Below are 9,006 nucleotides of genomic sequence, written 5' to 3'. Positions count from 1 at the left end.
AGATGACATTACCGAGTGGTCACCCCCGTAGTCGCCTGCTTAAGCGCTTCACCGAATTGGGGCCGTATATCCGTGAAGGCAAATGTGAAGAGACACGCTTTTTCTTCGATTGCCTGGCAGCGTGTGTCAACGTCAAGCCTGCACCAGAGCTACGTGAGTTTTGGGGCTGGTGGATGACGCTGGAAGCCTATGAAGATCACTTCACTTACGAATATCATTTTGGCCTGTTTGATAAAGCGGGTGATTGGGGCGCGGCAACCATCAAAGGCAAAGAGAACAATGCCAAAGTGGAAAGCACGCTGCGTAATTTCCATGAGCGCTTGAAAGCGATGCTGCTGGAACAGAAACTCGATCTGCGACCGGCGGAAGGCTTTAAAGAAGAGCCGGTTAAATTGAGCGCCTGATAGCTATTTAAGGGTTTAAACAGGAAAGAGCCGGTGATGAGCCGGCTCTTTTTTTATAGACACAGCGAGGGTACAGCTTACTGCTTAGAACTGATACGTCAGGCCAACCGCCACAACGTCATCGTTGTTCAGGTTCAGCTTGTTGTTGTCATCCAACTGGTTGATTTTGTAATCCACGAAGGTCGACATGTTTTTGTTGAAGTAGTAAGTCATGCCCACGTCGATGTATTTAACCAGATCCTCGTCACCGATCCCTTCGATGTCTTTGCCTTTGGTCTGGATATAGCCGAGGGACGGACGCAGGCCGAAGTCGAACTGATACTGCGCGACCACTTCGAAGTTCTGCGCTTTGTTAGCAAAACCACGCGTGCCGATTGGCGTCATGTTGCGGGTTTCGGTGTAGATAGAAGCCAGGTAGATGCTGTTAGCGTCATACTTGATACCCGCGCCCCAAGATTCCGCTTTATCACCGCTACCCAGCGCTTGCAGCTGCTGCTGGTTAGTACGGTCAGAAGAGGTGATGGCAGACATCAGGCTGATGCCGGTGTCAGCAATGGTGTAACCCAGTGACGCACCGTAACCGTCGCCGTTCTGGCGCGAAGTATCGGTGATGCTGCCACGAGCGTTGGCGCTGGTAGAGTCGTTTTTACCCTGATATTGCAGCGCGAAGCGCAGGCCATCAACCAGACCAAAGAAGTTGCTGTTGCGGTAAGTGGCCACGCCAGTTGCACGCGCAGTCATGAAGTTATCGGTACGCGCTGTACCGTCACCGCCGAATTCTGGGAATACGTCAGTCCAGGCTTCTACGTCGTACAGCACGCCGTAGTTACGACCGTAGTCGAATGAACCGTATTGACCGAATTTCAGACCAGCAAAGCCCAGACGGGTTTTGTTGCCTGCGTTGGCATCAGAACCTTCAGAGTTGTTTACGTTGTACTGATATTCCCACTGACCGTAACCGGTCATCAGGTCATTAATCTGCGTCTGGCCTTTGAAACCGATACGCACGTAAGATTTGTCGCCGTCGCTTGACGCGTTATCGCTGAAGTAGTGTTCAGCTTTAACACGGCCGTAGAAGTCCAGTTTATTACCATCTTTGTTATAAACTTCTGCGGCGTTTGCGGTGGAAGCTAGTGCCAGCGCTGATACAACTAATGCCAGTGTGCTCTTCTTCATTTTGCTATCAATCCCAATGAGTAAAATTTGTTGTACCCGTGAAAGGTTTTGTAAAACACGGAACTTTTTACCGGGAGGTGATGAAAGTTTTATGACAGTTTTTCGGATTTCTTGTTAATCGCGAACTTTTGGTCTACCGCATTGTCAGGGGATTTTTGTGCTTTTCCCCTTGCTGTTGTTGGCTTCCTTGCCCACTCCTGATAAAACGTCCCTTCGCAGATTTTTTTCTTACATGGCAGGAAAAACATGAGTGGCAGTCAGACCCTTGTGGTCAAGTTGGGTACTAGCGTCCTCACCGGCGGTTCACGTCGGTTGAATCGGGCGCACATGGTGGAGTTGGTTCGTCAGTGTGCGCAGTTGCACGCGGCAGGCCATCGCATTGTTATCGTCACCTCTGGCGCGATCGCTGCCGGACGCGAACACCTTGGTTACCCCGAACTGCCACCTACCATCGCCTCAAAGCAGCTGTTGGCTGCGGTGGGGCAGAGCCGTTTGATCCAGCTGTGGGAACAACTGTTCTCGATTTACGGTATTCATATCGGGCAGATGCTGCTGACGCGCGCCGATATGGAAGACCGTGAACGTTTCCTCTACGCGCGTGACATGCTGCGCGCGCTGCTCGACAACCACATCGTGCCGGTGATTAACGAGAACGATGCGGTGGCGACCGCCGAAATTAAAGTGGGCGACAACGACAATCTGTCGGCGCTGGCGGCAATGCTCGGTGGCGCAGATAAGCTGCTGCTGTTGACCGATCAGCAAGGGCTGTTCACCGCCGATCCGCGCACCAATCCTGAAGCGGAGTTGATCAGCGACGTGCATCAGATCGACGATGCGTTACGCACGCTCGCGGGCGGCAGCGTGTCGGGCCTGGGAACCGGCGGCATGGCGACCAAACTGCAGGCGGCGGACGTCGCTTGCCGCGCGGGGATCGATGTGATCATCGCCGCTGGCAGCCGTCCGGACGTGATCAGCGATGTGCTGCATGGCAAACCGGTCGGCACGCGTTTCCACGCGCAGCAGTCGCCGCTGGAGAACCGTAAGCGCTGGATCTTCGGCGCACCGCCGGCAGGCGAAATCACCATTGATGATGGCGCGCTGGCTGCGATGCTGGAGCGCGGCAGTTCGCTGCTGCCAAAAGGCATCCGTGACGTGCAGGGCAACTTCTCGCGCGGTGAAGTAATCCGGATTCGCAACCTGCAAGGGCGCGATATCGCCCACGGCGTCACGCGCTACAACAGCGATGCCATGCGCATGATTGCCGGTCATCACAGCCAGGAAATCGGCGAGATCCTCGGTTATGAATATGGCCCGGTTGCGGTACACCGCGACGACATGATCGTCAGTTAAGGAGCGGATGATGTTAGAAGAGATGGGTAAAGCGGCGCGTGCTGCGTCGTACAAACTGGCGGAACTCTCCACCGAACAAAAAAATCAGGTGCTGCTGAGCATCGCCGATCGTCTGGAAGCGGAAAGCGCGGACATTCTGGCAGCGAACGAGCAGGATCTGGCGGATGCGCGCCAAAACGGCATGAGCGAAGCGCTGCTCGATCGCCTGACGCTCAACCCACAGCGTTTGAAAGGCATTGCCGATGATGTGCGTCAGGTGTGTCGCCTGGCGGATCCGGTTGGTCAACTGATTGACGGCGGCCAGCTCGATAGCGGCCTGCGTATTGAACGTCGTCGCGTACCGCTCGGCGTGGTTGGTGTGATTTATGAAGCGCGTCCTAACGTGACTGTTGATGTGGCATCGCTGTGCCTGAAAACCGGCAACGCGGCGATTCTGCGCGGCGGCAAAGAGACCTATCGCACTAACGCCGCCACCGTGCGCGTGATCCAGAATGCGCTGACCCAGCACGGTTTACCGGCGGGCGCGGTACAGGCGATTGAAAACCCGGATCGCGAGCTGGTGAATCAGCTGCTGAAGCTTGATCGCTACGTCGATATGCTGATCCCACGCGGCGGCGCGGGTTTGCACAAGCTATGCCGTGAAAACTCTACCATTCCGGTGATCACCGGCGGCATCGGCGTGTGCCATCTCTATCTCGATGAAACCATGGAGACCGAGGCGGCGCTGGAAGTGATCGTTAATGCCAAGAAGCAACGTCCAAGCGCCTGCAACTCGCTGGAAACGCTGCTCATCCATCGCCATCAGGCGGACAACTTCATTCCGGCTTTCCTGCAGCGCATGGCGCAGGAGAAGATTGCGCTGCACGCCGACGAAAATGTGCTGGCGCTGCTGCAAAACGGTGCCGCCGAAGTGGTAACGGTGAAAGCAGAAAATTATGATGACGAATGGTTGTCCAACGATCTGAACGTCAAGCTGGTGGCGGATATCGATGAAGCCATCGCGCATATCCGTGAACACGGCACGCAGCACTCTGATGGCATTCTGACGCGCAGCATTGGCAACGCCAATCGCTTCGTCAACCAGGTTGACTCATCGGCGGTATACGTTAACGCCAGCACACGCTTCACCGACGGCGGCCAGTTTGGCCTGGGTGCCGAAGTGGCGGTGAGCACGCAGAAGCTGCACGCGCGAGGTCCAATGGGACTTGAAGCGTTGACCACCTACAAATGGATAGGTTGGGGCGACGATACGCTGCGTCGTTAATGTTCGCCTCTGCATGACAATGGGCACCGAAAACGGTGCCCATTTTTTTTGCTTTCGATCCACTCATTCCAAGAGCTTTTTGATTTATTTCTGTCATCTATGGCGGGCTCGCGGCTTTTCACCCATTTTTTCCTTTAGATGCTGGTCTTATAGCTACAGAACAATCCTGAAAACCCCTGTCAGAACAAGCGATATAGCACTGAACACTGGTTTCGCCCTAACCGAAAGGGATAATGATTGTCCAGCTTCATTGATAAAAGCGGTTGGGTAGTAAACTGCCGGTAATATAAAATGAACTGGTAGCAAAAATGAAAATAACATTCAGTCTTTTACTGAAGGCAGATTATTAACTGATGGTTAAAAAAGAGAGTACGAGACAAGCATTCACTGCCAGGCTGATTGCCGCATGCGAAAGCGCGGGAATTGTCGGACATGGACGAAACAAACAGGTTGCGCTTGCGCTGCAAGAGAGGGGATGCAAGATCTCAACGCCGGGGGTGTGGAAATGGTTTAACGGACAATCGATACCTGATGATAATAATTTACTGGCGCTTAGCCAGTTACTCGACGTGCGCGTTGAGTGGCTGCAATTTGGCATGGAAAAACCGGCCGCTTTGCTAACGCAGCGCAGTTTGGTGAATCCTCAGCATCTGTTTCGCGTTGAAAGTTTGGATATCGGCCAGCACGGCGTGCGCAGTAGTTCTACGCGCGATGAACTGGTGGAGACCATTCAAGCCATTGAATATGGGCTGGAAGAGGCGCGGGTGCTGTTTAACGGCCGCCCGGCTGAGAACATTCGCCTCATCGCACTCAACAGCGATTCGATGGCCGGCACCTTTGCGCCGCGCGATCAGCTGTTTGTCGATATCAGCGTGCATCGCTTCGACGGCGATGGCATTTATCTGTTCACGCTTGACGATCAGCTCTATCTCAAACGCCTGCAACTTCAGCACAAAAAAGTCGCGGTGATCTCAGATAACAAGCGCTATGAAACCTGGTATCTCACGCTGGAAGAAGCCAGGACGCTGCAAGTGGTGGCGCGGGTGATCATGAGCCAGGCGCGGGATTATCAAATTCTAGGCTGATCACAAAACGCCAGATTGCGACAAAAAAATATTTTGGCTGAAATCATAAATTTAACTGATGGTAAATAAAAAATTAACCATTGGTGTTTGCCAATGCATTAGAACCTGTTAATAATTTGAGCATGGATGGACAACATATCTGCTCACGGATGAGCCCGCTCTTAAACAATTGAGGCGCTGCACAAGCGCGATACATACCATCCAAAGTTAGTGAACTTTGGGATGGGGTGGATACGCACTTTGCAGCGTTGTCAGTTGCCCTCTGTTTTTCACTCTCCTCTACTTCACCCTGGCCGCGAATGCAGCCGGGCGAGTTGACGTCGAGTATTTTCCAGAGGAACAGCGAACGCGTCGGCATCAGCCGCATCGCCATGCCTGCCACCCCATCGCCAAAGACTCATTAACAGGAGGAGTTATGGCGATTATCCAGTACGGAAAGTCAGTATTTACCGGCAATGCACGCACGCGCCGCCATCGGCGACGCCAGTCCCTCAGCCGCCTTAAGCGCAGCATCGATAGCGCACTCGGCATCGAATACGAAAATGTCACCCTGCGTACCGCTGAACGCATCTGCCAGCGCCAGACGCTGTCGCGCGTTGATTGCGCCGTGTTAGCGCCCGTTCGCATTCAGCAGGCGCAAGCGAGCGTCGATAACTGCTGTTTGCCCCATGTTTACTTGTACGCCGTGCGCTAAACCTGCATCACTTTCCCCAGTTTTAAACGGAACGTTTCATTGTTGTTCACTGTTTAACCATTCTTGAGCGTTTCGCTTACCAAATAACGCGCTCAATGTTGTAAACGATCAGCGGAATTTATGTTTTTTGCTGTTTTGCACAGCCATTTTCGGACTGTTGCGCCCGTCAAAGAGGAATTTCTATGAGCCAGATTATTGCCATCCTGAATTTTGAAGAGGGTTACCGCGAAACGCCTTATCTCGACACGCAGGGTTTCCCCACGGTCGCGGGCGGCATTCGCATTGGCCCCAAAGGTGCCTCGCTCAGCAACTATATCTTCCAGGTGCCGCGTCCGGTGGGCGATGTGTGGAAGCAGTGCATTGTTGAAAGCAAGGTGCAGCAAATGCATCAACGTGTGCTGGTGCAGCAGGCACTGGCCAAATGCAATGAAGCGCGCTGCGATGTGCTGATCAGCATGGGCTATCAACTGGGTATTGATGGATTGGCGATGTTTCGCGGCATGCTCACCGCGATTACCCAGGGCGACTTCAACAGCGCGGCGAACGCCATGCTCGATAGCCTGTGGGCGCGTCAAACTTCGGGCCGCGCGCGGCGCCATGCCGAAGTGATGCGCAGCGGCACCTATGACATCTATCGGGGGCTGCTATGAATCTGAAATTGCTGATTTTTATCATTGCGGTGCTGCTGGTGATCATTGTGGTGCTCATCATGCAGCGTTTCACCACGCTGGAGTTCGTCAAACATGCGCGGCTGTTATTCAAAACCTGGTCGGTGTGGCTAGCATCGCTCGGTTCGATGCTCAGCGCGTGGGTGCAATCGTTTCCCAGCGCTGCACTTGATGCCTGGAACAGCATGCCGCCCGATGTGAAAGAGATTCTGCCGCACAACTATTTGGGGCTGATTGGTGCCTTTATGGTGGCGATGGGCGTGATTGCTCAGTTCGTCCGCCAGAAAGGCCTTAACCAGCAGAAAATCGCCATGGAGGAAAAAGCATGACACTTCTCACCACATTGCTCGGCGGCAGCTGGCATTGGTTGGCCGCGCTGGCGGGCGTGATTGCCGCGCTGGTCGCCAGCTACTTCGGTGGCAAGAAAATCGGCAAGGTGCAGCAAGCATCCAAATCCGCCGTCGAACGCGCCGATAAAGCTGCGGCGCAAGCGGTAGCGGTTAACCAGCAGCAGCAACAGCTGCGCGAGGAGGCCAAACGTGTGGAAGCCAGCAATCTTAATCTTGATGACGCTGCTGCTCGCGACAAGTTGCAGCAGTCGAAATATCACCAGCCCTGAAGCCCCCGTCGTTATCGACTCAGCCTGTACTCTTTTTTCCCCGATTTACACCCACGGCAATGACGCCGAGCGCATGGACGTTCGCACCGTGCGCGCCATCAACAATCACAACGATCTTTGGGATCAGCACTGCGGCCACGCGGCGCAGTAACGCTGCTCTCTTGCATTTGCATTACCTACCCGAAAAGCCGAGGAGGCTATAATGATCGAAGTTAACTCTTACGCAGAACTGCGCACCACTGTTCCGGCCAAAAACGGCGATCTGGCATTCTTACGTCGTTACAACGCGGACTCCACCTTCCACGGTGGCGGTGATTTTACCGGTTTTATCGGCACCACAACGGCGGTTGAAGATGGCGGTACGCTGGTGATCGGTAACGGTTTTTACTGGAAACGCGTCATTAACGATCCGTCGGATATCAACGTGTATCACTTCGGTGCCAAGGGCGATGGTTACGCCAACGATACCGATGCCTTTAACCGTATGCTGGCGTGGACGCAAAACTACTCGGGCAATATCACCGCGTTGCCGGTGCGTTTCCCAGGCGGTAAATTCCTGATCAGCCCAATCGACATCAGCGGCACCGAGCGCGCCTTTTTCGGTTTGCAAGGTGATGATGTGGAGCTGGGTTCGCTGCCGCGTACCACTATTATTTCCGATAAAAGTGCCAACACGGTGTTCAAGGTGAAGGCGCGTCGTACCTCCATCCGCGGTATCGCGTGGAACGGCCAGGCATCGGCCGATATCACCACCAACAAAAGCACCATCACCTCCGATATGTGCAGCAACGTGCAGCCGTTCTTCGAAAATACCTGCATCGAAGGCACCACCGTCAATATCTACTGTTTCCGCGCGCAGAATAACGGCGGTACGGTGATTAAAGTGCTGGATACCCTCGACAGTAAATTCGACCAGATTTACACCCTGTATACCTATGCGCGCGTGTTTGATGTCGGTTGGTCGAACTCGCCGAAAGGCGCGTGGGATCACTCCACGGCGATTGAGCTATGTAACTGTAACTTCCAGACCGGTTACGGCGACGCCACGCTCTACATGCCGCGCGTGACGCAGGGGATTATTCGCAACGTGTGGATCGAACACACGCGTAATCCGGGCGATCTCTCTGACGGCGGCTGGACGGTGGATACGCTGAATATTGAGGATTGCGGCACGCCGTTGAATCTCAACAATGCGCGCGTGGTGATCCGCCAGCTTAACCTGCAATCCGGCGCGAAACTCAGCCTGGATGCCGCCGCCGGACGTTGGTTGTCCACCTTTGAATATGGCTATCGTCGCGACGAAAACTACGGCACCTTCATGACCGGATCGCTGCGCGCGGGCTATTACAGCGGCTACAAAATTACCAATAACACCGATACCGATAACTGGTACCGCGTCGGGCAGTTGTTCTTCCCGAACGCCAACCAGCAGTGGGTGATGGAGTTTATTGGTAAAGCGGATGCTACCCAGCCCACCGGCACAGCCGGATCGCCGGTGAACGTGGCGGCGACCGGGAAAACCTGGGTCAATCTGCAGCGCCTGGAAACGGTGTGGGCCGATGCCTATCACATGGGGCAACCTGCGGTGCTGGATATTCGTTACAGCCGTGTCGGCACCACTTATGCGGCGGTGTGGGTAAAACTGCGCGCCAACAGTGGCGATACCATGCTCAACCTGAAATGTACCGGTCCAACGCGTTTCGATACCGGTTCCTGCTCGCTGTTCCAGCAGGACTTCTCGGTGGT

General features: G+C 54.3%; 11 protein-coding genes. 9 read left to right on the top strand and 2 right to left on the bottom strand.

Annotation, left to right across the window (positions count from 1 at the left end; all coding sequences use genetic code 11):
- The first annotated feature begins 2 nt into the window (after positions 1-2).
- Complete coding sequence (gene crl / locus RTY00_RS13555; protein ID WP_008108946.1) at positions 3-404, top strand: sigma factor-binding protein Crl; 402 nt, start codon at positions 3-5, stop codon at positions 402-404.
- An 84-nt stretch (positions 405-488) separates the two neighbouring features.
- On the opposite strand, the gene ompC is transcribed toward crl, so the two are convergent.
- Positions 489-1,580 (bottom strand): porin OmpC, encoded by a 1,092-nt coding sequence (gene ompC / locus RTY00_RS13550; protein ID WP_008108948.1) that lies wholly within the window; start codon positions 1,578-1,580, stop codon positions 489-491.
- Between the two features lie 246 nt (positions 1,581-1,826).
- On the opposite strand from ompC, the gene proB reads away from it, so the two are divergent.
- From proB to RTY00_RS13535, 3 genes are all read left to right on the top strand, one after another.
- Entirely contained in the window at positions 1,827-2,930 is a 1,104-nt protein-coding gene (gene proB, locus RTY00_RS13545; RefSeq protein ID WP_008108950.1) for a glutamate 5-kinase, read from the top strand.
- A gap of 10 nt (positions 2,931-2,940) precedes the next feature.
- On the top strand, positions 2,941-4,194 hold the full coding sequence (gene proA, locus RTY00_RS13540) for a glutamate-5-semialdehyde dehydrogenase (protein WP_312664807.1): 1,254 nt from the start codon (positions 2,941-2,943) through the stop codon (positions 4,192-4,194).
- A gap of 353 nt (positions 4,195-4,547) precedes the next feature.
- Positions 4,548-5,279, top strand: a complete 732-nt coding sequence (locus tag RTY00_RS13535; protein ID WP_008108954.1) for a S24 family peptidase — start codon at positions 4,548-4,550, stop codon at positions 5,277-5,279.
- A 73-nt stretch (positions 5,280-5,352) separates the two neighbouring features.
- On the opposite strand, the gene RTY00_RS13530 is transcribed toward RTY00_RS13535, so the two are convergent.
- A complete protein-coding gene (locus RTY00_RS13530) occupies positions 5,353-5,652 on the bottom strand; it encodes a hypothetical protein (RefSeq protein WP_154191670.1) in 300 nt (99 codons plus the stop codon).
- A gap of 42 nt (positions 5,653-5,694) precedes the next feature.
- On the opposite strand from RTY00_RS13530, the gene RTY00_RS13525 reads away from it, so the two are divergent.
- From RTY00_RS13525 to RTY00_RS13505, 5 genes are all read left to right on the top strand, one after another.
- Positions 5,695-5,973, top strand: a complete 279-nt coding sequence (locus RTY00_RS13525) for a hypothetical protein (RefSeq protein WP_312664806.1) — start codon at positions 5,695-5,697, stop codon at positions 5,971-5,973.
- A 182-nt stretch (positions 5,974-6,155) separates the two neighbouring features.
- Complete coding sequence (locus RTY00_RS13520) at positions 6,156-6,623, top strand: glycoside hydrolase family protein (protein WP_312664805.1); 468 nt, start codon at positions 6,156-6,158, stop codon at positions 6,621-6,623.
- Complete coding sequence (locus RTY00_RS13515) at positions 6,620-6,970, top strand: hypothetical protein (RefSeq protein WP_008108960.1); 351 nt, start codon at positions 6,620-6,622, stop codon at positions 6,968-6,970. Before RTY00_RS13520 ends, RTY00_RS13515 begins: the two co-directional genes overlap by 4 nt.
- Positions 6,967-7,260 (top strand): hypothetical protein, encoded by a 294-nt coding sequence (locus RTY00_RS13510; protein WP_061717524.1) that lies wholly within the window; start codon positions 6,967-6,969, stop codon positions 7,258-7,260. The genes RTY00_RS13515 and RTY00_RS13510 overlap by 4 nt, the downstream gene beginning before the upstream one ends.
- Before the next feature lie 202 nt (positions 7,261-7,462).
- Positions 7,463-9,006 (top strand): glycosyl hydrolase family 28-related protein (locus RTY00_RS13505; protein WP_312664804.1); only part of this gene is annotated, 1,544 nt, incomplete at its 3' end.

Origin of the sequence: Pantoea sp. CTOTU49201 (genome assembly GCF_032054795.1) — a bacterium.
GTDB lineage: Bacteria > Pseudomonadota > Gammaproteobacteria > Enterobacterales > Enterobacteriaceae > Pantoea > Pantoea symbiotica.
This window is presented reverse-complemented; position numbering and strand designations above follow the sequence as displayed.

Coding starts and splice junctions, on each gene's coding strand:
- RTY00_RS13530 (WP_154191670.1), bottom strand. CDS start 5,652: ATGGCGATGCGGCTGATGCCGACGCGTTCGCTGTTCCTCTGGAAAATA.
- ompC (WP_008108948.1), bottom strand. CDS start 1,580: ATGAAGAAGAGCACACTGGCATTAGTTGTATCAGCGCTGGCACTAGCT.
- RTY00_RS13515 (WP_008108960.1), top strand. CDS start 6,620: ATGAATCTGAAATTGCTGATTTTTATCATTGCGGTGCTGCTGGTGATC.
- RTY00_RS13510 (WP_061717524.1), top strand. CDS start 6,967: ATGACACTTCTCACCACATTGCTCGGCGGCAGCTGGCATTGGTTGGCC.
- proB (WP_008108950.1), top strand. CDS start 1,827: ATGAGTGGCAGTCAGACCCTTGTGGTCAAGTTGGGTACTAGCGTCCTC.
- RTY00_RS13535 (WP_008108954.1), top strand. CDS start 4,548: ATGGTTAAAAAAGAGAGTACGAGACAAGCATTCACTGCCAGGCTGATT.
- RTY00_RS13520 (WP_312664805.1), top strand. CDS start 6,156: ATGAGCCAGATTATTGCCATCCTGAATTTTGAAGAGGGTTACCGCGAA.
- RTY00_RS13525 (WP_312664806.1), top strand. CDS start 5,695: ATGGCGATTATCCAGTACGGAAAGTCAGTATTTACCGGCAATGCACGC.
- proA (WP_312664807.1), top strand. CDS start 2,941: ATGTTAGAAGAGATGGGTAAAGCGGCGCGTGCTGCGTCGTACAAACTG.
- crl (WP_008108946.1), top strand. CDS start 3: ATGACATTACCGAGTGGTCACCCCCGTAGTCGCCTGCTTAAGCGCTTC.